Annotated in this window: 22 protein-coding genes and 1 other RNA gene; 11 read left to right on the top strand and 12 right to left on the bottom strand. The window is 62.4% G+C overall.

Annotation, left to right across the window (positions count from 1 at the left end):
* Positions 1–2 precede the first annotated feature (2 nt).
* A complete protein-coding gene (locus NKJ75_RS23295) occupies positions 3–1,601 on the bottom strand; it encodes a cisplatin damage response ATP-dependent DNA ligase (protein ID WP_023755180.1) in 1,599 nt (532 codons plus the stop codon).
* 244 nt (positions 1,602–1,845) lie between these two features.
* The gene (locus tag NKJ75_RS23290) at positions 1,846–2,856 is read right to left on the bottom strand and encodes a ligase-associated DNA damage response exonuclease (protein ID WP_023731394.1); all 1,011 of its coding nucleotides are present in this window, start codon (positions 2,854–2,856) and stop codon (positions 1,846–1,848) included.
* 105 nt (positions 2,857–2,961) lie between these two features.
* Here NKJ75_RS23290 and NKJ75_RS23285 point away from each other — a divergent pair, with 105 nt between their 5' ends.
* Together NKJ75_RS23285 and NKJ75_RS23280 are read left to right on the top strand one after the other, a co-directional pair.
* The gene (locus tag NKJ75_RS23285; protein ID WP_023699440.1) at positions 2,962–3,894 is read left to right on the top strand and encodes a class I SAM-dependent DNA methyltransferase; all 933 of its coding nucleotides are present in this window, start codon (positions 2,962–2,964) and stop codon (positions 3,892–3,894) included.
* 104 nt (positions 3,895–3,998) lie between these two features.
* A complete protein-coding gene (locus NKJ75_RS23280) occupies positions 3,999–4,355 on the top strand; it encodes a hypothetical protein (RefSeq protein ID WP_023692609.1) in 357 nt (118 codons plus the stop codon).
* Positions 4,356–4,367: 12 nt separating this feature from the next.
* Here NKJ75_RS23280 and NKJ75_RS23275 read toward each other — a convergent pair whose 3' ends face one another.
* The 7 genes from NKJ75_RS23275 to NKJ75_RS23245 form a co-directional block, all read right to left on the bottom strand.
* Positions 4,368–5,309, bottom strand: coding sequence for a 2-hydroxyacid dehydrogenase (locus NKJ75_RS23275; protein ID WP_023682039.1), 942 nt, complete (start codon positions 5,307–5,309; stop codon positions 4,368–4,370).
* A gap of 19 nt (positions 5,310–5,328) precedes the next feature.
* Positions 5,329–6,960 (bottom strand): ABC transporter ATP-binding protein, encoded by a 1,632-nt coding sequence (locus tag NKJ75_RS23270; protein ID WP_023806306.1) that lies wholly within the window; start codon positions 6,958–6,960, stop codon positions 5,329–5,331.
* The gene (locus NKJ75_RS23265; protein WP_023682037.1) at positions 6,957–8,096 is read right to left on the bottom strand and encodes an ABC transporter permease; all 1,140 of its coding nucleotides are present in this window, start codon (positions 8,094–8,096) and stop codon (positions 6,957–6,959) included. The genes NKJ75_RS23270 and NKJ75_RS23265 overlap by 4 nt, the downstream gene beginning before the upstream one ends.
* Positions 8,096–9,193, bottom strand: coding sequence for a microcin C ABC transporter permease YejB (locus tag NKJ75_RS23260; RefSeq protein WP_023669509.1), 1,098 nt, complete (start codon positions 9,191–9,193; stop codon positions 8,096–8,098). The genes NKJ75_RS23265 and NKJ75_RS23260 overlap by 1 nt, the downstream gene beginning before the upstream one ends.
* Before the next feature lie 174 nt (positions 9,194–9,367).
* Positions 9,368–11,236 carry an extracellular solute-binding protein gene (locus NKJ75_RS23255; protein WP_352500252.1) on the bottom strand — a complete coding sequence of 623 codons (1,869 nt, stop codon included), beginning with the start codon at positions 11,234–11,236 and terminating at the stop codon, positions 9,368–9,370.
* Positions 11,236–13,113, bottom strand: coding sequence for an extracellular solute-binding protein (locus tag NKJ75_RS23250; RefSeq protein WP_023682035.1), 1,878 nt, complete (start codon positions 13,111–13,113; stop codon positions 11,236–11,238). The genes NKJ75_RS23255 and NKJ75_RS23250 overlap by 1 nt, the downstream gene beginning before the upstream one ends.
* Positions 13,114–13,264: 151 nt before the next feature.
* Positions 13,265–13,930: a c-type cytochrome gene (locus NKJ75_RS23245; RefSeq protein WP_023669512.1), complete on the bottom strand. Its 666-nt coding sequence runs from the start codon at positions 13,928–13,930 to the stop codon at positions 13,265–13,267.
* Between the two features lie 193 nt (positions 13,931–14,123).
* Here NKJ75_RS23245 and NKJ75_RS23240 point away from each other — a divergent pair, with 193 nt between their 5' ends.
* Both NKJ75_RS23240 and NKJ75_RS23235 read left to right on the top strand, forming a co-directional pair.
* Complete coding sequence (locus NKJ75_RS23240) at positions 14,124–14,849, top strand: 3-deoxy-manno-octulosonate cytidylyltransferase (RefSeq protein WP_023669513.1); 726 nt, start codon at positions 14,124–14,126, stop codon at positions 14,847–14,849.
* 23 nt (positions 14,850–14,872) lie between these two features.
* Entirely contained in the window at positions 14,873–15,736 is an 864-nt protein-coding gene (locus NKJ75_RS23235) for a prephenate dehydratase (RefSeq protein ID WP_023682034.1), read from the top strand.
* 6 nt (positions 15,737–15,742) lie between these two features.
* Here the strand turns inward: NKJ75_RS23235 and NKJ75_RS23230 are convergent, their stop codons facing one another.
* The 3 genes from NKJ75_RS23230 to NKJ75_RS23220 form a co-directional block, all read right to left on the bottom strand.
* Complete coding sequence (locus NKJ75_RS23230; RefSeq protein WP_023669515.1) at positions 15,743–16,048, bottom strand: Dabb family protein; 306 nt, start codon at positions 16,046–16,048, stop codon at positions 15,743–15,745.
* A 75-nt stretch (positions 16,049–16,123) separates the two neighbouring features.
* Positions 16,124–17,065, bottom strand: coding sequence for an NAD(+) diphosphatase (gene nudC / locus NKJ75_RS23225; RefSeq protein ID WP_023712582.1), 942 nt, complete (start codon positions 17,063–17,065; stop codon positions 16,124–16,126).
* A 35-nt stretch (positions 17,066–17,100) separates the two neighbouring features.
* Positions 17,101–17,520, bottom strand: a complete 420-nt coding sequence (locus tag NKJ75_RS23220; protein WP_023682032.1) for an HIT domain-containing protein — start codon at positions 17,518–17,520, stop codon at positions 17,101–17,103.
* A gap of 157 nt (positions 17,521–17,677) precedes the next feature.
* Here NKJ75_RS23220 and ffs point away from each other — a divergent pair.
* From ffs to NKJ75_RS23185, 7 genes are all read left to right on the top strand, one after another.
* Positions 17,678–17,774, top strand: an RNA gene (gene ffs / locus NKJ75_RS23215) — signal recognition particle sRNA small type.
* 204 nt (positions 17,775–17,978) lie between these two features.
* Complete coding sequence (locus tag NKJ75_RS23210; RefSeq protein WP_023745254.1) at positions 17,979–19,790, top strand: DNA polymerase III subunit gamma/tau; 1,812 nt, start codon at positions 17,979–17,981, stop codon at positions 19,788–19,790.
* Positions 19,791–19,821: 31 nt separating this feature from the next.
* Positions 19,822–20,145, top strand: coding sequence for a YbaB/EbfC family nucleoid-associated protein (locus NKJ75_RS23205; protein ID WP_023669519.1), 324 nt, complete (start codon positions 19,822–19,824; stop codon positions 20,143–20,145).
* 218 nt (positions 20,146–20,363) lie between these two features.
* Complete coding sequence (locus NKJ75_RS23200; protein ID WP_023745255.1) at positions 20,364–21,332, top strand: cell wall hydrolase; 969 nt, start codon at positions 20,364–20,366, stop codon at positions 21,330–21,332.
* A gap of 97 nt (positions 21,333–21,429) precedes the next feature.
* A complete protein-coding gene (gene recR / locus NKJ75_RS23195; protein WP_023745256.1) occupies positions 21,430–22,035 on the top strand; it encodes a recombination mediator RecR in 606 nt (201 codons plus the stop codon).
* 194 nt (positions 22,036–22,229) lie between these two features.
* Entirely contained in the window at positions 22,230–23,507 is a 1,278-nt protein-coding gene (locus NKJ75_RS23190) for a lytic murein transglycosylase (RefSeq protein WP_023745257.1), read from the top strand.
* Between the two features lie 263 nt (positions 23,508–23,770).
* Positions 23,771–25,414 carry an ABC transporter substrate-binding protein gene (locus tag NKJ75_RS23185; RefSeq protein WP_023682026.1) on the top strand — a complete coding sequence of 548 codons (1,644 nt, stop codon included), beginning with the start codon at positions 23,771–23,773 and terminating at the stop codon, positions 25,412–25,414.
* Positions 25,415–25,416: the final 2 nt, after the last annotated feature.

Here is a 25,416-nt window from a genome sequence, read left to right as displayed (position 1 = left end):
GCCTAGCGATCAAGCAGCGCCTGCAGCGTCTCGATGCGGTCGGCTTCGGCGGTCGGCTTGTCCCAGCGCAGCCGTGAGATGCGGGGAAATCGCATCGCAACGCCGGATTTGTGGCGAGTCGAACGGTTGAGACCTTCGAACGCCACCTCCAGCACCAGGCCTTGGCTGCGGTCGGCGCGCACCGAGCGCACCGGGCCGAAACGCTCGACCGTATTGTCGCGGACAAATTTGTCGATCTGCTTCAACTCCTCGTCGGTGAAGCCGAAATAGGCCTTGCCGACCGGCACCAATTCCTCCGCGCCTTCCGGCCCCGACCAGACGCCGAACGTATAGTCGGAATAAAAGCTCGACCGCTTGCCATGGCCGCGCTGCGCATACATCAGCACAGCATCGACCGTGTGCGGATCGCGCTTCCACTTGAACCACGGCCCTTTCGGCCGTCCCGCGAGATAGGGCGAATCCCAGCGCTTCAGCATCACGCCTTCGATAATCGGGTGCGGCGGCGCGCGGCGCAGTTCCTCCAGCGTTTGCCAATCCCGGAATTCGACGAATGGCGACAGATCGAAACGGTGCGGGTCCAGCGTTGTGATGAAGGCCTCAAGACGGGCCCGCCGCTCGCGGAAAGGTAGCGCGCGCAAATCTTCGCCGTTGATCTGCAGCGCATCGTAGCAGCGCATGAAGGCCGGGTATTGCTGCTGTATCTTCGGGGCCACGCTCTTGCGATTGAGCCGCTGTTGCAGGTCCGAAAACGTGCCGGTCGCCGCGGGCTCGCCGACCAGCAATTCGCCGTCGAGCGCGGCGGAAAAATTCATCGCCTGGGCGAGATCGGGGAATGCGCCGGACACATCGTCGCCGGTGCGCGAATAGAGCCGGCGCACGCCGCCCTCGCACACCGCCTGAACGCGGATGCCGTCCCATTTCCATTCCGCGCCATAGGCGGCCGGATCGAGCTTTTCGAGGTCGCCGTCGCCGACCGGGTTCGACAGCATCACCGGACTGAACAGGGCAAGTGCGGTCCGCTTCGGCTTCTCGGCCTTGCCTTCCAGCCACGCGAACAGCGAGATATAGGGCGGCGTCAGCCCGTGCCACAGCTCCTCGATCTCGGCGACATCGACCTTGCCGAAATCGGCCAGCGCCTGTTTGGCCAGCCGCGCCGAAACGCCGATGCGCAAGCCGCCGGTGACCAGCTTGATGATGGCAAAGCGCGCCGAAATGCCGGCGCTGTCGAGCAGCCCGGCCAGCACCTTGGGTCCGTCCGAGCGGCTCGCCGCCTGCAGCGTCGCCACGACATCGCCAAGCGTCGGCTCCCGGTTGGGGATATGTCCCGGCGTTTGCGGCCAGACCAGCGAGACGGTTTCGGCAAGGTCGCCGACATAGTCGTAGGAATAGCCGAACAGCACCGGATCCATGCGCTCGGTGACCAGCGTGCGCAGCATCGCCGGCTTGACCGCCGCAATGTTGAGGTCGCCGGTGATCGCCGCCAGCGCCAGCCCGCGGTCGGGGTCCTCGACGCTGCGGAAATAGTCGACGAGCAGCGTCAGCTTGCCATTGCGCGACGGCGTCAGCACCAAGCGGTCGAGGAGTTCGGCAAAGCGGTTCATGGATGCAAGGACCGCGTTGACGGCAGAGGTTTGCGTTCTGGCACACCCTCCTCTGTCCTGCTGGACATCTCCCCCGCAAGGGGGGAGATTGGCAGCCTTGATCTTGCCGCCCATCTTGCGAGGTTGGCGATTGGCGAAAGCGGAGGTGACATCTGATCTCCCCCCTTGCGGGGGAGATGGCCGGCAGGCCAGAGGGGGGTGGGAAGGATCGCCGCGCCGGCGATTTCTGGATCAAAAATCACCATCAATCGCCCTCGTCCTCATATCCCACCAGGTGCAGTGGCCTGGCGGCGATGCCTTCCAGCTCGCACCAGCGCACCAGCGCTTCCTCGCGGCCGTGCGTCACCCAGATTTCGCCGGCGCCCGTCTCCTTGACGGTAGCGGTCAGTTCATCCCAGTCGGCATGGTCGGAAATGATCAGCGGCAGTTCGACGCCGCCTTGCTTGGCGCGCTGGCGGATGCGCATCCAGCCCGAGGCGAAGCATGAGATCGGGTCGGGAAAGCGCCGCGCCCAGCGGTCGGCGAAGGCCGATGGAGGGCCGACAACGATGGCCCCAGTGAAATCCTGCTTGCCGCCGCTGTCGACGGTTGCCGGCTCCAGCGTGCCGAGGTCGATGCCCTGGCTCTGGTAATATTCGCTGAGCTTGGCCAGCGCGCCGTGGATATAGATCGGCCTGTCATAACCGGCATCGCGCAGCAGCCGCATCACCCGCTGTGCCTTGCCCAGCGCATAGGCGCCGACCAGATGCGATCGCTCGGGAAACTGCGCCGCCGATTTGAGCAGCCGGGCGATCTCCTCCGTGTCGGGCGGATGGTGAAACACCGGCAGGCCGAAGGTCGCCTCGGTGATGAAGACGTCGCATTGGACCGGTTCGAACGGTGCGCAGGTCGCGTCCTTCTGGCGCTTGTAGTCGCCGGAGGCGACGATGCGCCTGCCCTTGTGCTCGACCGCGATCTGCGCCGAGCCCAGCACATGGCCGGCCGGATGGAAGGTGACGCTGACATCGTTCAGCGCCATCGCTTCGCCAAGCACGGCCGCTTGCGTTGTCCCGGCAAAATCCTCGCCATAACGCAACCCCATAATGTCGAGTGTCTGCTGCGTAGCCAGCACCGAACGATGGCCGGATCGGGCATGGTCGGAATGGCCATGCGTGATCAACGCCCGGTTGACTGGCCGCACCGGGTCGATGAAGAAATCGCCGCATGGGCAATAAAGGCCTTCAGGCCGGGGATGGAGCAGGTCGCTGGCGCGCATCCACTGAAGATAGTGGCTAATTCCAGCGCGGGAAGCCTGTTGCAAGAGACTGCTGACTCGGCCTACAGCCAGCCACCGGCCGCATCAGCCGGCGGGGCCATCGCCATGCAACCGCTGAAAATCTCGTCCGGCGACCTGACCGCCGACCGTCGCGCCGACTATGCCGAGATGCTTTTCGGCTCGGGCGAGCACGCGGCAGCGGCGGAGCTGCTGCTCGGCGCGCTGGAACTGGCGCCGCAATGGGCGGCGGGCTGGTTCCGCCTGGGCGAGATGCAGGAGGCAACGGGGCTGCTCGACCTGGCGACGCAGGCCTGGGCGGCTGTGCTGAAACTGGACCCGGCGGATCGCCTGGGTGCTGCGCTGAAGCTGCAGCTGATCGGCAAGGCGCCGGCTGCCGCAGCGCCACCCAGCGCCTTCGTCGAGACGCTGTTCGACCACTATGCCGAGACTTTCGAGGACTCGCTGGTCGACAAGCTCGGCTACCGGCTGCCGGAGTTTCTCGATCGCGCCATTCGCGCGGCAAGACCGGGCCGCTTTTCGCTGGCGCTCGATCTCGGTTGCGGCACCGGTCTGATGGGCGAGAAACTGCGGCCGGTCGCCGAACGGCTGGAGGGCTACGATATCTCCGCCGCCATGCTGAAAAAGGCCCGCGCCAAGGGCGTCTACGACCTGCTCGCCAAGGCCGATCTGCAGCATTTTGCCTATGCCGGGCCGAAAGCCGATCTGGTGGCGGCGGCCGACGTGTTCATCTATGTCGGCGCGCTCGATCGCGTGGTGAAGACCGTCGCCGGCATTCTGGCCACCAATGGCCTGTTTGCCTTTTCCGTCGAAACGCCAGCCAAGGGCGGGGCGGGCGGCGACGCCGGTTTTGCGCTGCAGCCGTCTCGTCGCTACGCCCATTCTCAAGCCTATGTCGAGCGGGTGCTTGCGGCAAACGGCCTGTCGGTGCTGTCGATGCAGCCGACCGTCATCCGCTGGGATCGCCGCCAGCCGGTCGGCGGGCTTGCCGCGCTGGCGGTGCCCTCGTCCAAGGGTTGATGTCTCGTCTTGTTCGAAAACGTGAATAAGATTTTTGCGGCTGGCGCGGCATCAGGTAGGATACAAGCCGAGAAAAGCCCTCGGCAGGCATTGAGGAGGAACACATGCGCTGGAACATGATGGTCTTGGCGTCCTGCCTAGCGATGGCCGGCTGCAGCAGCTCGATGTCGGAGCGGCAGGACCAGGACGTACAATCGTCGCTGCAGTATGACAATGTGCCTTGCGACCAGTTGCTGGCGCAGCGCAACGAACTGGCGCAGCAATACCATCTGTCGACGGACGCCAAGCCGAGCTTCTCCAATCCGGCGATGGGCTTCGGCCCGTTCACGCCGGATATGCGCTCCAAAAGCAAGCGCGACACCGACCTGGCAAGCGGCCAGATCGATGCCATGAACCGCTCGATCGTCCGCCGCGACTGCGGCACGCCCAACAAGCAGAAGAAGTTCAGTCTGCCGAGCTGAACCTGGACTTCCTCAGTACCCCGCCTTGCGGTCGACCACGTTATCAAGCTTTTCGCCGCGCTCGAAGGCATCCATCTGCCGCAACATGCTCGGCGCCAGGTGGACAGGGTCGGAGGTCGCCGCCGCGTGCGGCGTCACGAACACTTTCGGGTGACTCCATAGCGGACTGGTCTTCGGCAGCGGCTCGACCTCGAACACGTCGAGGCTCGCCTCCTTCAGCGTGCCGTCGCCCAGCGCGCGCAATATGTCGGCGTCCTTCTGCAGCCGGCCGCGCCCGGCATTGATCAGCACCGAGCCGCCGAGGCCGTTGCGCTTGCGCAATTCCTTCAGCACGCCGTAATTGATGATGCCGTGCGTATCCGGCGTCAGCGGCAGCAGCACCACCAGTATGTCGGTGGCGTTGAGGAAGGGGATCAGCCCGGCCTCTCCGGCATAGGTCGCAACGCCTTTCATGGCCTTGTCGCTCCGCGACCAGCCATTGACGGCAAAGCCGAGCGACAACAGCACCGATGCCGCCGCGCGGCCGAGATTGCCGAGCCCCATAATGCCGACCGAGATGTCACCGGCCGGCCGCTGCGGCGGTTCGTGCCAGGTCTTCTTCGGCTGCTGCGCACGATAGAGCATGCCCTGGCGGTGATGGTCGAGCACGCGCCAGACGACATATTCGGTCATGTACTGGGTGAGGTTGTCGGCTACCACTTTGACGATCGGCACATCGGGCAGGCCGGGATCGGCGAAGATATGGTCGACGCCGGCGCCGATCGAGAAGATTGCGCGTAGATTGGGCAGCGATTTCAAGAGGTTCGGCTTCTGCTTCCACACCACCGCATAGGTGATCGACGGATCCGAAGCGCCGTCCGGCTCCAGCACCACTTCGCGCTCGGCCGACAGCAGCTCGCGCCAGCGCTGCGGATGAAAGCCGGTGACGGCAAGCAGGATTTTGCCTTTTTCCATTTGCGGATTGTATTCCCTGTTATTCGCTGACGATACCGACCGGCGCCGTCTCGATCTTGAACGCGGCCGAGATCAGCGCCTTCGTATAGTCGGTCTGCGGCCGCTCGAAAATCTGTTCGGAAGGGCCGGCTTCGACGATCTTGCCATTGCGCATGACGATGACGTCATTGGCAAGGGCGCGAATGACTTTCAGATCGTGGCTGATGAACAGATAGGCAAGGTCGTGCCTGGCCTGCAGATTGCGTAAGAGGTCGACCACTTGCGCCTGCACGCTCATGTCGAGCGCCGAGGTCGGTTCGTCCAGCATGACGAAGCGTGGATTGAGCACCATGGCGCGCGCAATGGCGACGCGCTGGCGCTGGCCGCCGGAGAATTCATGCGGATAGCGGTTCCTGGTCGCCGGATCGAGCCCGACCTCCTTCAGCACGGCGACGACCTTGTCGTCGCGTTGATCGGGCGACAGCTTCGGCTCGTGGATCTTCAAGCCTTCCTCGATGATCTCCGAGACCGACATGCGCGGGCTGAGCGAGCCGAACGGGTCCTGGAAAACGATCTGCAACTCGCGGCGCAGCGGCCGCATGGCGTTGAAGGAAAGCTGGTTGATGTCGCTGCCATTGAACTGGATGGTGCCGGTCGATGAGATCATCCGCGCCAGCGCCAGCCCGAGCGTCGTCTTGCCGGAGCCGGATTCGCCGACGACGCCGAGGGTCTGGCCGGCGCGCACGGTGACGTCGATGCCGTCAACTGCCTTCACATTGTCGACGGTGGTGCGAAAGAAACCCTTCTTGATCGGGAACCAAACCTTGATGTTCTTGCCTGTCATCACCGGCTTGGCGGCATCGTTGGCGGCCGGCGGCTTGCCCTTCGGCTCGGCGGCCAGGAGGTGCTTGGTATAAGCGTGCTGCGGGTTGGCGAAGATGTCCCTGGTCGGCCCGGTCTCGACGATCTTGCCTTTGGTCATCACGCAGACGCGGTCGGCGATCTTTTTGACAATGCCGAGATCATGGGTGATGAACAGCATTGACATGCCCTTGCGGCTCTTCAGCCCCGCCAGCAATTCGAGGATCTGCGCCTGCACGGTGACGTCGAGCGCCGTCGTCGGCTCGTCGGCGATCAGCAGTTCAGGCTCGTTGGCCAGCGCCATGGCGATCATGACGCGCTGGCGTTGGCCGCCGGACAATTGGTGCGGATAGGCGTCGAGCCGCTTTTCCGGTTCGCGAATGCCGACCTCGTTGAGCAGCGCCAGCGTGCGCGCCTTGGCCTGGCGGTCGCCCATGCCCTGATGCAGCGCCAGGATCTCGACGATCTGCTGCTCGATCGTGTGCAGCGGATTGAGCGAGGTCATCGGCTCCTGGAAGATCATGGTGATCTTGTTGCCGCGCACGCTGCGCAACTGCTTTTCGTTCATCGCCAAAAGGTCGGCGCCCTGGAACAGGATCTTGCCCGAGGGATGGCTGGCCGTCGGGTAGGGCAGAAGCTTCAGCACCGACAGCGCCGAGACCGATTTGCCGGAACCGGATTCGCCCACAAGCGCCACCGTCTCGCCCTTGGCGAGATCGAAGGAGATGTGGTCGACGGCGGTCGACTGGTTGCCGCCTTGGGTGAAGGCAACGCTGAGATCGCGGACGGAGAGCAGGAGTTCGCTGCTCATCGGAACGCCTTGCGCGGGTCGAAAGCATCGCGCGTTGCTTCACCGATGAACACCAACAGCGACAGCATCAGCGAGATGACGATGAAGCCCGATATACCGAGCCAGGGGGCATTGAGGTTACTCTGCGCCTGTTTTAGCAGTTCGCCGAGCGACGCGGTGCCGGGCGGCAGGCCGAAGCCGAGATAGTCGAGCGAGGTCAGTGTCGAGATCGAGGCGCTGACCAGAAAAGGCATGAAGGTCAGCGTCGCCACCATGGCATTGGGCAGAAGATGGCGCAGCATGATGGTGCGGTTGGACACACCAAGCGCGCGGGCCGCGTTGACATATTCGAAGTTGCGCGCGCGCAGGAATTCGGCGCGCACCACGCTGACAAGCGACGTCCAGGAGAAGAGCAGCATCAGCCCGAGCAGGATGAAGAAGCCCGGCGGCAGGATGGCGGCGACGATCAGCAGCAGATACAGCAGCGGTATCGCCGACCAGATTTCTATGAAGCGTTGAAAGAGAAGGTCGGTCCAGCCGCCGAAATACCCTTGCAGCGCGCCGGCGGCGACGCCGATAACCGACGAACCCGCAGTCAGGATCAACCCGAACAGCACGGAAATCCTAAACCCGTAGATGATGCGCGCCAGCACGTCGCGCGCCTGGTCATCGGTACCCAGCCAGTTCCAGTTGCCGACAATGCAGTCAGGATCGGCAGCGCCTTGCGGATATTGGCTGCATCGCCTCTGCGCGTCGTATTCCCATGACGGTTTTGCGGGAGCGGCGTCGGGGATCGCATTGTTGACGGTGCGGTAGGAATAGCGGATTGGCGGCCAGATCATCCAGCCATTGGCGTTGATCTCGTCGCGGATGACCGGGTCGCGATAGTCGGTGACGGCGTAGAAGCCGCCGAATTTTTCCTCGGGGTAGGCGACCGCCACCGGGAACAGGATCTCGCCTTTGTAGTAGGCGACGATCGGCCTGTCGTTGGCGATCAGTTCGGCAAACAGCGACAGCACGAACAGAGCGAGGAATATCCACAACGACCAGTAGCCGCGCCGGTTGGCCTTGAAGTTCTGCCAGCGCCGCTTGTTGAGCGGCGACAGCCAGGGGCGGGCGATCCTTGTCGGTGTGATCTCGGCTGCAGCCTGCGTCATCAGACGTCTCTCCGCTCGAAATCGATGCGCGGATCGACCCATGTGTAGATCAGGTCGGACAACAGCGTCACGAACAAACCAAGCAGCGAAAATATATAGAGGTTGGCGAACACGACCGGATAGTCGCGCGCCAACACGGACCTGAAACCGAGCAGCCCGAGACCGTCGAGGGAAAAGATGTTCTCGATCAAAAGCGAGCCGGTGAAGAAGGCCGAGATGAAGGCCGCTGGAAAGCCGGCAATGACGATCAGCATTGCGTTGCGGAACACATGTCCGTAAAGCACCCGCCGCTCCGACAGGCCCTTGGCACGGGCCGTCACCACATACTGTTTGCGTATCTCTTCCAGGAAGGAGTTCTTGGTCAGCAGCGTCGTCGTCGCGAAGGCCGACAGCACCAGCGCCGTCAGCGGCAAGGTCATGTGCCAGAAATAATCGACGATCTTGTCGGGCCACGACAATTGGTCCCAATTGTCGGAGACGATGCCGCGCAGTGGGAACCAGTCCCAGAAGGAGCCGCCCGCGAACAGCACCATCAGCAATATGCCGAACAGGAAGGCCGGTATGGCATAGCCGACGATGATCACGCCGCTGGTCCAGACGTCGAAGGCGGAGCCGTCCTTGACCGCTTTGCGGATGCCAAGGGGGATCGAGATCAGATAGGACAACAGCGTGATCCACAGCCCAAGCGAGATCGACACCGGCATCTTCTCCAGGATCAGGTCAAGAACCGAGATGTCACGGAAATAGCTGTCGCCGAAATCGAAGCGGGCATAGTTCCACAGCATCATGCCGAAGCGTTCGAGCGGCGGTTTGTCGAAGCCGAATTGCTTTTCCAGCTTCTTGATGAATTCCGGATCGAGCCCTTGCGCGCCGCGATACTTCGAGCCGACGTCACCGGCCACATCGAAATTGCCGCCGCCTCCTGCATCGCCGCCGCCGCTGCCGAGGCGGTCGCTGCCGCCCTGGTTGGTCAGGCTGGCGATGACCTGCTCGACCGGTCCACCCGGTGCGAATTGAGTGACGACGAAAGCAACCGCCATGATGCCGAACAGGGTCGGTATCATCAGCAGGATACGGCGCAGTATGTAGGCGCCCATCAGCTTTCACCCTCCCCCTTGTGGGGAGGGTCGATCCGCGAAGCGGAGCGGGGTGGGGGTAGTCTCGATCCGGCGTACGCCGTCACACCCCCACCCCGGTTCGCCATTCGCGCTGCGCACGAAGTGCTCACCGACCCTCCCCACGAGGGGGAGGGTAAAGTGCCGCGCAACAGCCTACCCTTTGCCAATTTTTGCCGCCTTGCCCTTGTCGACCCACCACAGCGCTTCGACCGGGAAGTCGAAATCGGGTTTCCGCTCGGGAAAACCGAACATGTCCCAATAGGCGCTTCGATGATTCGCCAGGAACCAACTTGGAATCCAATCCCTCCGTGCACGCAAGACCCGGTCGAGCGCGCGCATGGCAATTGTCAGGCTTTCGCGACCCTCGGCGGCACCTGCGGCGTCAACCAGGGCGTCGATGGCCGGGCTCGACGTTCCCGGCAGATTGCGAGAGCCCGATACGGTAGCTGCTCGCGAATGGAAAATGGTTTCGAGGTCGTCACGGGTTGGCGTCGCCGGAAACAAGGCCGCGACCGAGACGAGGTCGTAGTCGAACGAATTCTGCCGCAGCTGATATTGCGCGGCATCCACCAGCCGGATCGAGGCATCGATGCCGACCGCCTTCATGTTTTCGACCCAGGGCGAGTAGACCTGTTCGAAGACTTCGTCGTCGACAAGAAACTCTGCGGACAACCGACCACCCTTGTCGTTCACGACGAAATTGCCGGACCGTTTCCAGCCGGCCTCGGCCAGAAGCTTGGCCGCCTTGCCAAGCAACTGCCGGTCGCGGCCGGAGCCGTTCGACGCGTCCTGGATCACGGCTTCGCCAAAAGCCTCGGCGGGAATCTGCTCACGCAGCGGCTCAAGAAGAGCCAATTCTTGTGGCGACGGTCTGCCCTCGGCGCGAAATTCGGATTTCTCGAAGCAGGATTGCGAGCGCTCATAGGAACCGTAGAAGAAATTGCGCCGCGTCCATTCGAAGTCGAAGCAGAGCCCGATCGCCTGCCGCACGCGCGAGTCGCGAAACTGCTCGCGCCGCTGGTTGACGGCGGTGCCCTGCATCGAAGGCACCGTTTCGGCCGGGAATTCGTGCTTCACCACCTTGCCGGCAGTGAACGCTGGGAAGTCGTAGCCGGTCGCCCAGACGCGCGAGGTGAATTCCTCCCTGTAGAGGATTTCTCCCTTCTTGAACGCTTCGAAGGCAACGCTACGGTCCTGATAGAACTCAACGCGGATCCGCTGAAAATTGTTCTGGCCGCGATTGACCGGCAGGTCGTTGCCCCAATAATCAGCCACACGCTCATATTCGATCCAGGCCCCTGCCGACCAGCGACCGACCTTGTAGGCGGCTGACCCCAACGGCGGGTTCATCTGCGAGGAATCGAACGGGTTGGCCGTGTAGAACGCCTTCGACAGGACCGGGAACTCGACGACGTTGAGGATGGTGCGGCTTGTCTGCTTGCCGGAAAACCTAAGCTGCAGCGTGTGGGCATCCACGGCAATCGCGTCATCCAGATGCGTTAGCGGCAGGGAATAGTACGGGTGCCCCTTGTCCTTGAGCAGCTTGAAGGTGAAGGCGGCATCCTCTGCCGTCAATGGCGTGCTGTCATGGAAGCGGGCCTGCGGGCGCAGCGAGAAGGTGAAGTCGTTGCGGTCGTCGGAAATCGTCACGCTGTCAGCGATCAGCCCGTAAACGGCGTCAGGTTCGTCGTACGCTCTCACCATCAGTGAATCGAAGCACATCTCCGTGCGCTGGGGCGAATCGCCTTTGGGAACGAACGAATTCAGCGTGTTGAAGGTCAGCGGCGTCTGGTTGGCAAGCCAGTTGCGCGGCAGGAAGTTGAAGACGCCACCTTGCGGCGCATCGACATTGACATAGTCGAAATGAGTGAAGTCCGGCTTGTATTTGAGGTCGCCGAAAGCCGACAGTCCATGCAGTTTCACGCCGGTTGGGCTGGCGGCGAAAGCCTTGCCCGGCAGCAGCGCAGCAACGGCCGCGGCGCCACTGAGGGCCAGGAAATCGCGGCGAGGGAGCCCCGCCATCAATTGCTGCCCTTGTACTTGGCGGCCAGGGCCTTTTCCTTGTCCGCATCGATCCACCAGGAATCGATATCGGCGCCACGGTAGCCGGGCTGCTTTTCCGGGATGCCGAACTTGTTCCAGTAAGCCAGCCACACAACGGCGCGATAGTATTGCGGCACCACATAGTAATTCCACAGCAGCACGCGATCGAGCGCATGGGTGGTGGCGACGAGGTCATCGCGATCCGTGGCAAAAATGATGCGGTCGACAAGGGCGTCAACGACCGGGTTCTTGATGCCGGAATAATTGCGCGATGCCGGTGTGTCGGCGGCCTTGGAGCTCCAGAAATCGCGCTGCTCGTTGCCGGGCGATTCCGACTGTTGGAGCTGTCCTGTGATGACGTCGTAATCGAAGTTTCTGACGCGGTTGGTGTACTGGCTCGGGTCGACGATGCGCAGTGTTGCATCGACGCCGATCTTGCGCAGATTGGCGATCCAGGGGCTGGAAATGACCTGGTCGGTTTCATTCGAGCCTAGGATTTCAAACTTGAATGGCTCGCCGGTCTTGGCGTTGACCATCTTGCCGCCCTTGATCACCCAGCCGGCCTGGGCGAACAGGTCGACCGCCTGCTTCAGATATTTGCGCTCCGCCTGCGGCGAATCGTAGACCGGCAACTTGAATTCCTGGGTGAATACTTCCGGCGGCAGCTTGTCGCGGTACTTCTCCAGGATCTCCAATTCCTTGCCTTGCGGCAAGCCGCTGGAGGCTAGGTCCGTGCCCTGGAAATAGCTGTGGGTGCGAGTGTTGAAACCGAAGAACAGCGTGCGGTTCATCGATTCGAAATCGAACGGGTAGGTGAGCGCGGCCCTGACCAGACGATCGGCAAACAACCTATGTCTCTGGTTGAGCATGAAAGCCTGCATCGGCTCGGGCGAGGTGGTCTTGAACTCCTGCTTGATCACATCGCCGGCCTTGATCGCCGCGAAATCATAAAATGTCGCCCAGCGCTTCGAGCTGTTTTCCGGCTTGATATCGTCGAGGCCACCTTTCTTGAACGCCTCCCAGGAGGCGTTGTCGTCAAGAATGTAGGTGAAGTGCTGCGTGTCGAAATTCTCCCGGCCGATCTTCACAGCCAGCTTGGCGCCCCAATAGTCGGGGACGCGCTGCCAGACGATTTCCGACCCCGCCTTGAAGCTGGCGATCTTGTATGCAGCCGAGCCCAGCGGCGGCTCCAGCGTCCCCTTGGTGATGTCGCGCTTCTTGCCATTGTCGTCGGTGCCTTCCCACCAATGCTTGGGCAGCACGACAAGGTCGCCGAGGATCTTGGGCAGTTCGCGATTGCCCTTCTGGTCGAAGTGGAACTCGACCTCACGGTCCGAGACAGCGACGGCGTCGGTGACGTTTTCGAAATAGCGGCTGTACATCGGGCTGTTGGCCTTCAGCACCTGGAACGACCAGATCACGTCGTCAGTGGTGATCGGCTGTCCGTCATGCCATTTCGCCCGTGGGTCGAGCCGGTAGGTGGCCGAGGAATAGTCGGTAGGGTACTTGTAGGCATCGGCGATGAGCGGGTGGCTGACGCTGCCTTCGTCAGTCGCTTGATCCATGAGCGTGTCGTAGAGCAGGCCGCCGCCAAATGGCTGCAGGCCGGCCGCCGGCGAGCCCTGCACGACGTAGGGATTGAAGCTGTCGAACGTGCCGGAAACGACCGAATTGTAGGTACCGCCCTTCGGTGCATCCGGATTCACATAATCGTAGCGCTGGAAGTTCTCGCCATATTTGGAGGGGCCGATCAGCGAAGAGGTGGTGTGCCATTCCTGGGGGAAGGATGCCTGCAGGCCGCCTGCGAGGGCGCCCACAACCAGAAAGGACCTCAGAAGCGTTCGGCCAACCGTCATGCGTTCTCCTCGTCGCGATGCCCGGCAATCCTAAATGATTTGACGCCGGTGAAAACCGCCATGCGGCGGCTTTGTCGCCGCATATGCGATTTTCCTAACAAAAAGCCGGGCTGAACCCGGCTTTTTTGAGGTCATGGAGATGACAATTCGGTTATTTGGCGGGCGCCGGTGCCGGCGTCGCAGGGGCTGGAGCTGCACCTTCAGCCGGCTTGGCCGGAGCGGCACCCTCGGCCGGCTTGGCCGGCGCCGTTGCATCGGCGGCGGCACCTGGCGTCGGCAGCGGCTTCGGGCTATCCGACAGCGTGCGCAGATAGGCAATGACGTTGGCGCGGTCCTCGTCCTTCGGCAGGCCGGCAAAGCCCATCGCCGTGCCCTTCACGAATTTCTTCGGCGAGGTGATGAAGTGGTTGAGATTGTCATAGGTCCACTTCTCGGCGCCGCCCTTGGAAAACTCCTTCATGCCGGCCGAATAGGCAAAGCCCTCATGCTCGGCGACGGGGCGGTCGACGATGTCCCAGAGATCCGGGCCGACCTTGTTGGGGCCGCCTTTTTCGCCGGAATGGCAGGCCTGGCATTTCTTAAAGACGGCCGCACCTTGCTCGACATTGGCGGTGGCCAAAAGGTCGGCGATCGGCTTCGCCTCTGCTGCGGGTCCGGCGGCGCCGCCTTCGGCAGGCTCCGTCGCCTCGATGGCAAAGCCGGGTTTTTCCGGCGCCGGCGAGGCAAACAGGGCGTCGGACACCAAACCGACCGAGAAGACGACGAAACAGGTTCCAAGCAACCCGGCGAGCAGTTTGTTGACTTCGTTGGAATCCATACGCCCCAGGGCTCCCTTTTCCGGCGGACCTCTCCGTCCACTCCGTCCGTCGGTATCGTGACCCACCCCGTCGAGCCGGTCAAATCGGGCGGAAACTAGGTCTTTTGCTTGGGCGTTGCAACACCTATAAGGGCGCTTCCAGTGAGACCTTTTGCCACTTTCCCCATCCTCTTTCGAACGCCTTGCAACCTCGATGTCCACGCTCATCCTGATCCCGGCCCGCATGGCCTCGACGCGCCTGCCGGGCAAGCCGCTGGCCGACATAGCCGGCGCGCCGATGATCGTCCATGTCGCCCGCCGCGCCGCTGAGGCTGGGCTTGGCCGGGTAGTGGTGGCAACCGACACGCGCAACGTGGCCGAAGCGGTGCGCGCGCACGGTTTCGAGGCGGTGATGACGCGCACCGACCACGAATCCGGTTCCGACCGTATCTTCGAGGCGCTGACCGCCCTCGACCCCGATCGCAAGGTCGAAACCATCGTCAATGTGCAGGGCGACCTGCCGACCATCGATCCCAAGATCATCGGTGCGGCGCTGAAACCGTTCGAGGACGCTGCGGTCGACATCGCCACGCTCGGCGTCGAGATCGTCCGCGACGAGGAAAAGGCCAACCCCAACGTCGTCAAGATCGTCGGTTCGCCGTTGTCGGCGACGCGGCTGAAGGCGCTCTATTTCACCCGCGCCACCGCGCCCTGGGGCGAGGGGCCGCTCTATCACCATGTCGGCCTCTACGCCTATCGGCGCTCAGCCCTCGAACGCTTCGTCGCGCTAAAACCTTCGCCGCTCGAACGGCGCGAGCGGCTGGAGCAGTTGCGGGCGGTGGAGGCCGGTATGCGCATCGATGCCGAGATCGTGCAATCGCTGCCGCTGGGCGTCGACACGCCGGAAGACCTCGAACGCGCCCGACAAATTCTTTCCTGAGACCTTCAACCTGAGATATCGGCATGCCTGACAAGACCAACAGAATAGCCTTCCAAGGCGAACCGGGCGCCAATTCCGACACCGCCAGCCGCAACATGTTCCCTTCGATGGAGCCGTTGCCGTGCCCCACCTTCGAGGATGCCTTCAACGCGGTCGAGACCAACAAGGCCGACCTCGCCATGATCCCGATCGAAAACACCATCGCCGGCCGCGTCGCCGACATTCATCATCTCTTGCCGGAATCGAAACTCCACATCGTCGGCGAGTATTTTCTGCCGATCCACTTCCAGCTGATGGTGCTGCCAGGCGTCAAACGCGAAGAGATCAAGACCGTGCACAGCCATATCCATGCGCTGGGACAGTGCCGCAAATACATCCGCAAGAACGGTTGGAAGCCGGTGATCGCCGGCGACACGGCGGGCTCTGCGAAGCTGGTCTCGGAGCTCAAGGACCGCACCATGGCCTCGCTCGCCCCGGCGCTAGCCGCAGAACTCTACGGCCTCGACATCATCGAGAAGAACGTCGAGGACACGGATTCGAATGTCACCCGCTTTGTCGTGCTGACCAAGGACAAGCGATTGGCCGAACGGCCCTCGGCCGACACCAAGATGATGACGACCTTCATGTTCCGTGTCCGCAACGTGCCGGCTGCGCTCTACAAGGCAATGGGCGGTTTCGCCACCAACGGCGTCAACATGACGAAGCTGGAGAGCTATCAGTTGGGCGCCTTCACCGCGACGCTGTTCTACGCCGATATCGAGGGCCATCCCGACGATCCACTGGTCAAGCTGGCGCTGGACGAACTGCGCTTCTTCTCGCGCGAAGTGCGCATTTTGGGTGTCTATCCCGCCAGCGAGTCGCGCGAGCAGTGGAAGGTCGCGGACTAAGGTTCCCTAAACCAGCAGGGTCAGCGGCACATAGTCGATTTCCATGAAGGTTTCGACTTCCGGGATCCAGCGGTCGCGCACGAAGGCAACGTGGTCGGGATGCTCGTTATATCTGGTGTAGGCGGCCTGATCGACGAACTCCATCGAGAAGCCGAAGTGATAGTCGTTTTTCGGGCTGACTTGCCGCAGCGGCTCGAAATGGGTGACGCCCTTGATTGCGCTGAGAATGCGCTTGGCATCGGAGAGGAACCGCTTTTCCTCCAGCGAGTACTGCGGGTGCTTCAGGGTGAAAACCACGGTGTGACGGATCATTTTTTGCTCCCGTTAAGCAATTCCAGGAAAAGTGTGAAGCGGTTTTCCGTCCGGAATTGCGTAAAATAACAAGTCTTATTCGCTGTCGACCCAGGCGCGGATCAGATGATGCGCGATCGCGCCTTTCGGCGGCGTGACCAGATTGTCCTTGTGCGTCCTCTCCAGCATGGAACGCACCTCGTCGCGAAAAAACCAGCGGCAATCTTCCAACTCGTTGAGATCGGCCTGGATGTCGTCATTGAGCGGTTCGCCGAAACAGCCGATCATCAGCGAATAGGGGAACGGCCAGGGTTGGCTGGCATGGTAGACGACGCGGCCGAGCCGGATGCCGGCTTCCTCCAGCGTTTCGCGGCGCACCGCCGCCTCGATCGTCTCGCCCGGCTCGATGAAGCCGGCAAGCGCCGAGTACATGCCGGGCCCGAAATGTCGGCCGCGGCCGAGCAGGCATTTTTCCCGCGTCGCCGTCAGCATAATCGCCACCGGATCGGTGCGTGGAAAGTGCTCGGTGCCGCAATTTGGGCAATGGCGCTTGTAGCCGCCGGCCCGCATTTGCGATTCATGGCCGCATTTGCTGCAGAAGCGATGGGTGGCATGCCAGGCAAGCAGGGCGGCGCCTTGCGCCAGCGCGCCCGCTGCCGCCTCGTCGATCAGCCCCTGCATATAGACCGAGCGATAATCGATCGCCTTCATGGTCTCCGGCAGCTGTTCGGGATCGAGGCCGACCGGCACGGCAAGTACCGGGCCGCTCTCGGCAAAGCCAAGCAGCACGCCTTGTGCGAGTGATGGCTGCAGCTTCTGGCCCTCAGCCAGATCGAACCAAGGGTCGAAGCTGCCATCGTGCAATTTCAGATACAGCCGTCCGCCATGCATCGGCAGAAGACGTGCCGAGGGATCGGCCAACGCCCTTTCGACGGAATCGTCGGCGCGGTTCTCGGATTGCCGATCAATCGTGTTTCCGGCGAAGCCGACGAACTGGCTCGGTTCGCGCAAGGGCGCGTCAAAAAGGCGAAAGGTCATGGAAGCTCGAACGTCTAGGGATGGACACAGGCGGCTTATAGCGCCGCCTTGATCTGTTGCGCAAACTGGCGGATGCCTGAACGCTCATAGGGCTCGCGCATGCCGTGCCCCCACACCGGCCCCGGCCAGCCCGGATCGCCTTCCGAGCGGGCGATGACGTGGACATGCAATTGCCGAACGATGTTGCCGAGCGCGCCGGTGTTGATCTTGGTGCAGCCCGTGGTTCTTTTCAGCGCCTGCGCCACCATGTTGGTTTCGAACGTCAACATCGCCTGGTCGAGCGGCGTCATGTCGTGGATTTCTTCGGCCCCCGGCCGCTGCGGCACCAGGACCAGCCATGGCCAGCGGCTATCGTTCATCACCCTGAGCTCGCACAGGCCGAGCCACATCAGCTGCTCGCTATCCGCCTCCAGCCTGGAGTCGAGCGTGAATCCGGCCTTGAGGCCCGGTAGCATTGGCGTTTCCCTTGCGCTTCTCGCATTATTCCCAAACTCATGACGCTAGAGCGGCTGCACGGGGGCTGCAAGCGATTCATTGAGCGGCGGAGTTCACGGGCATCCGATTCTCAATGCACCCTTGCATTTGATCGATGAATTGCCGATATGGAACGCGGGAGGTTGGTGGTGGACGATCCACTCGCCAACCGGGTCAGGTCCGGAAGGAAGCAGCCCTAACGAGCCCGGAACGGGTCATTGTTCCAGCCTCCCACCTCATCGGCCCCTCTCGCGACATTGACGACGCATTGCAGCGCGGGCGAGACTATTGGAGCAATTCCAGGGAAAGTGTGAGCGGTTTCCCGTCCGGAATTGCGTTAAAGCAAAGGGTAGAGCGGTTTGCCGTTTCAGAAAACGGTGAAACGATCTAGCAGGAATCGGCTACGCTGAGACGCGGCCTTTTGGAGCTTTACGGGCGAATGAGCGAAGCCGGAAATTCGGACCCCGAAAACCTGGAGAAGCAAAAGGCCGTCGCCTATCGCGTGCTGGCGCGCAAATATCGTCCGTCGAATTTCTCCGAACTGATCGGCCAGGAGCCGATGGTCCGCACTTTGACCAACGCTTTCTCCACAGGCCGCATCGCCCAGGCCTGGATGCTGACCGGCGTGCGCGGCGTCGGTAAGACCACGACGGCGCGCATCCTGGCGCGGGCGCTCAACTACAAGACGCCGACGGTCGACCATCCCTCGGTCGACCTCGCCCTCCTGGGCGAGCACTGCCAGGCGATCATGGAAGGCCGCCATGTCGACGTCATCGAGATGGACGCCGCGTCGCATACCGGCATCGACGACATCAGGGACATTATCGAGCGCGTGCGCTATGCCCCGGTGTCGGCGCGCTACAAAGTCTACATCATCGACGAAGTGCACATGCTCTCCACCCAGGCCTTCAACGGCCTGTTGAAGACGCTGGAAGAGCCGCCCCCGCACGTCAAATTCATCTTTGCCACCACCGAAATCCGCAAGGTGCCGATCACCGTGCTGTCGCGCTGCCAGCGTTTCGACCTGAGACGCATCGATGCCGGCGCACTGGTCGCGCATCTCGCCTCCATTGCCGGCAAGGAAGGCATATCGGTAGACGACGACGCGCTGGCGATGATCGCGCGCGCCGCCGAAGGCTCGGCCCGCGATTCGCTCTCCATTCTCGACCAGGCAATCGCCCATGGCGGCGGCGCCGTCAGCGCCGAAGCGGTGCGCGCCATGCTGGGTCTCGCCGACCGCGCCCGCATCGTCGACCTGTTCGAACATGTCATGAAGGGCGATGTGGCGGCCGCCCTTGCCGAATTCCGCAACCAGTACGACACCGGCGCCGATCCGGCTGCCGTGCTGACCGATCTGGCCGAATTCAACCACCTCGTCACCCGGCTGCGCTTCGTGCCGACGGCTGCCGACGACGCTTCCCTGTCCGAGGATGAGCGCCGCCGCGGCGCCGACTTCGCCAGCACGCTGTCGGTCAAGGTTCTGTCGCGAACCTGGCAGATGCTCTTGAAAGGCATTCCCGAGGTGCAGTCGTCCAACCGACCGGTCAGCGCCGGCGAGATGGTGCTGATCCGGCTGGCGCATGCCGCCGACCTGCCGACGCTGGACGAGGCGTTGAAATCTCTGGAGAGCGGCGCTCCGGCGTCCGGTGGTGCGTCACGCCCGAATGGTGCGCCGGTAAATGCCGGCAATGGCGGCGGCGCCAGCGCGGTAGCGCAGACCCGGATGCCGTCCGGGCCAGCCGGTGCGCAAACCATGCGATTGGTCGACGCGCCCCCGGTCGCCTTTGTCGCGCCTCCGCAGCCGGTCGTCGAGCCGCAATCGCCGCCGCTGAAATCGCTGGCCGATATTGTCGCTCTTGCCGACGCGCAGCGTGACATCGCCTTCAAGGTGCTGGTCAAGAGCTGTATTCGCCTGGTGCGCATCGAGCCCGGCCGTATCGACGTCGGCCTGACCGCCGATGCGCCCAAGATGCTGCTCAACGACTTGACGACGAAGCTGCGCGCCTGGACCGGCCGCAACTGGCTGGTGTCATTGTCGAAGGAAGAGGGCGGCCAAACGCTGGCCGAGATGGAATCGACCAGGCGCGAGACTGCTTTCTCCGACGCGAAAAGCGATCCGGCTGTGGCCGCCATCCTGGCGCGCTTTCCCGGCGCCAAGATCATCGACGTGCGCATTCCCGACGCGCCGGAAGTCGACACCGACAAGGCCGAAGCGCCGGTCGAGCCGCCGCCGGACGACGACGAAACCTGACCATAGCCACGAATCCGCAAAGGACCCGACCATGAAAGATCTTCTCGGCCTGATGGGCAAGGCGAAGGAAATGCAGGCCAAGTTCCAGGCCATGCAGGACGAGATCGCCACGATAGAAGCAAGCGGGCAGGCCGGAGGCGGGCTGGTCAATGTCACGCTGACCGGCAAGTTCGAGATGAAGTCGCTGAAGATCGATCCGTCGCTGTTCAAGGAGGACGAGGTCGAGATCCTCGAAGACCTGCTGCTTGCCGCTCACAATGACGCCAAAAATAAGGTCGAGCAGATTATGCAGGAGAAGACCAAGGCGCTGACGGCAGGCTTGCCGATCCCGCCCGGAATGAAATTGCCGTTCTGAGCCGGCTCCAACCAGTTAATTGATTATGAAGGGAAATCGGCTGCGGAGGCTGTCGTTAAGACTTTCTCCGGCTTTGCTCACGCGGACATATCCGGCCATTTATAAAGTTTTACCTATGCTGCACGAAAGCTAATCCTTTAGCCATCTTTTTGCCTTTAAGAGTCTCATTCTTTCCACATCGCGGGTCGGGCTGGCATCTGGACAATGAGGCATTTTTGTTGATCGCGACGCGATGGAAGACGCCGCTTCTGCTCGGCATCATCTTCTCCCCTATGTTCCTGGCGGGTTGCAGCCAGACTACGTCTTCGCATGGCCTGTCGGTCGCCAGCCTGACCGACGCCATCACGCCCAGCTTCCTTTCGACGCGCGCCTACCGCAACACGCCGAAGGAGAAGGAATGCCTGGAGCGGGCGATGTTCTTCGAGTCCAACCGCTCGAGCCGTGACGGCATGATCGCCGTCGGCACGGTGGTGATGAACCGGCTGCGCTCCGGCAATCATGGCAGCACCATTTGCCAAGTGGTTGGCGAACCGGGCCAGTTCGCGCCCGGCGTGATGACGCGGGCGATGAATTCGAAAGCGATGCCCGATGTCGAGGAGGCCGCCGATGCGGTGCTCAAGGGCGAGCGCAAGGCCAAGCTGAAGAACACGATGTACTTCCACACCGCCGGACTGAGGTTCCCCTACAAGAACATGCATTACACCATGGTTGCCGGCGGCAACGCCTTCTACGAGAAGCGCGGTCGCAACTGGCAGCCGCTGCCGGATGAATCCACGACCATGGTTGCCTCGGCGCAGCCGCGCGCGCCTGTGCCTGAAGCGCCGGTGCAGGTTGCCTACGCCGAGCCGGTGGTGAAGACCATTGTCCGTCCAGATCCTGCCAAGCAGGCCGCGGCGGTTCGCGCAGCCAAGGCGACACGTGCCCCAGCCGAGCAGACCTATGTGACGGCTTCCGCGGCGCCCGCCAAGAGCGTCCGCATCGCCGCCAAGCAGACGGAGGTGGCGATGCAGGAGCCGATGGCCGAGCCCGATGCCTCGCGTTTCGGCGGCACGCTGAACGCCCGCTACATCACCTCGGTTCCATCGGCAACGCAGGAAGCGTCGATGGGCTTCCAGTCGACGCCTGAGAACACCGACGCTATCGGCGCAATGATCGTCGACCAGACCCGGCCAGCGTCAGCTTACTGACGCCTAAAACAGTTTCCAAGCCCGCCATGGCAGCATGGCGGGCTCGGTGCGTATGCGGCATGTTTCAAAGCGCGCGGAAAAATCCTAGATCAGTGCGATGTCGAAGCGAATCGCCGGTCCCGAGATCGAACGCCTGATCCAGCTCCTGGCCAAGGTCCCGGGACTAGGGCCGCGTTCGGCCAGGCGTGCGGCACTGCACCTCATCAAGAAGAAGGAGCAGCTTTTGTCGCCGCTCGCCGCCGCCATGGCTGAAGCCGCCGACAAGGTGCGCATCTGCACGATCTGCGGCAATGTCGATACCTCCGACCCTTGCATGATCTGCACCGATCCGCGCCGCGATGCCTCGACGCTGATCGTGGTCGAGGATGTCTCCGATCTCTGGGCGCTGGAGCGGGCGGCGGCCATGAATGTGCGCTACCACGTGCTCGGCGGCACGCTGTCGCCGCTCGACGGCATCGGTCCCGAACAGCTCAACGTGCGCTCGCTGGTCGACCGCGTTGCCGGCGGCGAGGTGAAGGAGGTGATCCTTGCCGTCAATGCCACCGTCGAGGGCCAGACGACGGCGCACTATCTCACCGACCAGTTGTCGGGCTTCGAGGTCAAGGTGACACGACTTGCCCATGGCGTGCCGGTTGGCGGCGAGCTTGATTATCTGGATGAGGGTACGCTGGCAGCCGCGTTGCGATCGCGGACGGCGTTTTGACGCAATTGGCGGGCAGGATGTGCGACATGAAAGCTTCGCATTCTTCGAGGTTTGCGCCAAACACCCCCCTCTGTCCTGCCGGACATCTCCCCCTCAAGGGGGGAGATCAGCAGCTTCTCGGGCGGCATTCTTCTTTCAACGCTGGTGGTTGGCGAAAACCGAAGCGACAGCCAATCTCTCCCCTTGTGGGGGAGATGTCCGGCAGGACAGAGGGGGGCGCGACAGAAAGCGGACCTTTCCGATTGGCGCTCGTTGCGCTTCTCGCATCCCTTGTTGCCCTGCTTTTTGTAGCCCCCGCCTCCGCCGCCAAAATCGACGACCAGTTCCGCGCCTGGCTGCAAACCGATCTCTGGCCGGAAGCCCAGACCAAAGGCATCTCCAAATCCACCTTCGACGCCGCTTTCGACGGCGTGAAGCCGAACCTCAAACTGCCCGACCTCGTTCTGCCCGGCGAAAAGCCCAACACGCCGCAGAAGCAGCATCAGGCGGAGTTCGGTTCGCCCGGCGCCTATTTCGCCGAAAAGACGGTGCGCGCCGTCACGTCAGGTGGGCGCACGCGCGAGGCGGCCAACGCCAAGACGCTGGCTGCGATCGAAAAGCGCTACGGTGTCCCGGGCGAGATACTGTTGGCGATCTGGGGCCGCGAGACCGGCTTCGGCGCGGCGAAAATGCCCTACGACGCTTTCGAAGTGCTCGGCACCAAGGCCTTCATGTCGACCAAGAAAGACTTCTTCCGCACCGAAGTGCTGGCGGCGCTCGAGATCGTCGAGCATGGGTTGGCGCCGGTCGGCGCCATGAAATCGTCCTGGGCCGGCGCGCTCGGCCAGCCGCAATTCATGCCGACCTCGTTCCTGAAGCACGCCGTCGACTACGACGGCGACGGCCACCCCGACATCTGGAATTCGACGCCTGATGTGCTGGCCTCGATCGCCAACTATCTCGTCCACTATGGCTGGGGGAAGGGGCGTGGCTGGGGCTTCGAGGTGACGGTTCCGGAAAGCGTTTCCTGCTCGCTCGAAGGTCCCGACCAGGGCAAGAAGATCTCAGCCTGGGCGGCGATGGGAATCAGCCGTGTCGGCGGCAAAGCCTTTCCGGCCAACGAACTGAAGGCGGAAGGGTTCCTTTTGATGCCGGCCGGACGCAGCGGTCCGGCCTTCATCGCCACGCCGAATTTTTACGTGTTGAAGCAATACAACACCAGCGACCTCTACGCCCTGTTCATCGGCCATGGCGCTGACCGCATCGCCCATGGCGATGCTGATTTCGTCGGCAGCTGGGGTGCGGTCGGCGGCCTGCATCGTTCCGACATCGCCGCGCTTCAACAGGCGCTGGAGGCCAAGGGCTACGATGTCGGCAGCGCCGACGGCCTGCCCGGCTTCAAGACCCGCCGCTCGATCGGCAGCTGGCAGGAAAAGAACGGCCGCCCCGCCACCTGCTTCCCCGACGCCGATCTGGTTGCTGCCATCAAGTAGCACCGAAAAGAGCAGATTTTTCCCCATCGGCGGCTGCAATTGGCTCGCCCATGCTTCGACGCGCACAGCATATTCCGGTCCAGTATGCCGGCTCGCAAAAATGCCCGTTGCCGGTTGGAGGGCTGCCGGATAGGGTGTTGACCAACTGGAAAAAAATCAACACGGTATTGGGTCTAACGGTCGTCCTCCGGCCGCGAAAAAGATTACTGCAGCCTGAGCCGGGAACTCGGGGTCAACAATCAACAAAACAGGGAACAATCATCATGATGATGGAAAAGTTTGCTCTACGTTCGCGCGTCTGGCTCGCAGGTGCTGCCATGTCCGCTCTGCTCATAGGCGTTGCGCCCGCCTTCGCCGTGACGCCCGCCGACACGCTGGTCGAAGGTTTCGCCATCGACGACATCATCTCCATGGATCCGGGCGAGGCATTCGAACTGTCGACCGCCGAAGTCACCGGCAACACCTATGATCTACTGGTCCGCCTCGACCTCAGCGACACCTCCAAGGTCAAGGGCGACCTTGCCGAGAGCTGGACCGTTTCCGACGACGGTCTGGTCTATACGTTCAAGCTCAAGCCCGGCCTAAAGTTCGCTTCGGGCAATCCACTGACCGCCGCCGATGTCGCCTATTCCTTCGAGCGCGCCATCAAGCTGGACAAGCCGCCGGCATTCATCATCAACCAGTTCGGCATCAGCGGCGACAATGTTGCCGACAAGGCCAAGGCCGTCGACGATACCACCTTCCAGTTCACCGTCGACAAGGCCTATGCGCCGAGCTTCGTGTTAAACTGCCTGTCGGCAACGGTCGCTTCGGTCGTCGACGCAAAGCTGGTGAAGGAACATGTCGCCGCGGTGACGCCGAGTGCCGACTACAAATGGGACAACGATTTCGGCAACGCCTTCCTGAAGACCGGTTATGCCGGCTCCGGCGCCTACAAGCTGCGCGAATGGCGGGCCAATGAGGTCGTCGTGCTCGAGCGCAACGACAATTACAATGGCGAGAAGGCCAAGCTCGCGCGCGTCATCTACCGCAACATGAAGGAGAGCTCGGCGCAGCGCCTGGCGCTCGAAGCAGGCGACATCGACGTTGCCCGCAACCTCGAGCCGAACGATCTCGACGCCATCGCCAAGAATGCCGATCTCACCACGACCAGCGCGCCGAAGGGCACGGTCTTTTACATCAGTCTCAACCAGAAGAATCCGAACCTCGCCAAGCCCGAGGTTCGCCAGGCGTTCAAATATCTGGTCGACTACGATGCGCTGAGCACGACCATCCTCAAGGGCATTGGCGAGATCCACCAGACCTTCCTGCCCAAGGGCGTGCTGGGCGAACTGGACGAAAATCCGTTCAAGTTCGACGTCGCCAAGGCCAAGGAACTGCTGACCAAGGCCGGCCTAGCCGACGGCTTCAGCGTAACCATGGATGTACGCACGGGACAGCCAACAACGGGCATGGCGGAATCGATCCAGCAGACGCTTGGCCAGGCCGGCATCAAGCTGGAAATTATCCCGGGCGACGGCAAGCAGACGCTGACCAAATACCGCGCCCGTAATCATGACATCTATATCGGCCAGTGGGGCCAGGACTATTTCGATCCGAACTCCAACGCCCAGACCTTTGCCTCAAACCCGGACAATTCGGATGAAGGCAAGACCAAGACGCTGGCCTGGCGCAATGCCTGGGACATCCCGGACCTGACAAAGCAGACCGAAGCAGCCTTGCTGGAGAAGGATGCCGGCAAGCGCGCCGATATGTACAAGAGCCTTGAAAAGACGATCCTCGACACCAGCCCCTTCGTCATCATCCACCAGCAATTGGAAGTGGCAGGCCTGCGCAAAAACCTGAAAGGCTTTGCGCTCGGTCCGAGCTTCGACACCAACTTCGTCGGCCCGGTCTCCAAGGAATAGCG

Origin of the sequence: Mesorhizobium sp. M0058 (assembly GCF_040323095.1) — a bacterium.
GTDB lineage: Bacteria > Pseudomonadota > Alphaproteobacteria > Rhizobiales > Rhizobiaceae > Mesorhizobium.
The sequence above is the reverse complement of the archived record's forward strand: the minus strand, read 5'-3'. Positions and strand labels throughout refer to the sequence as shown.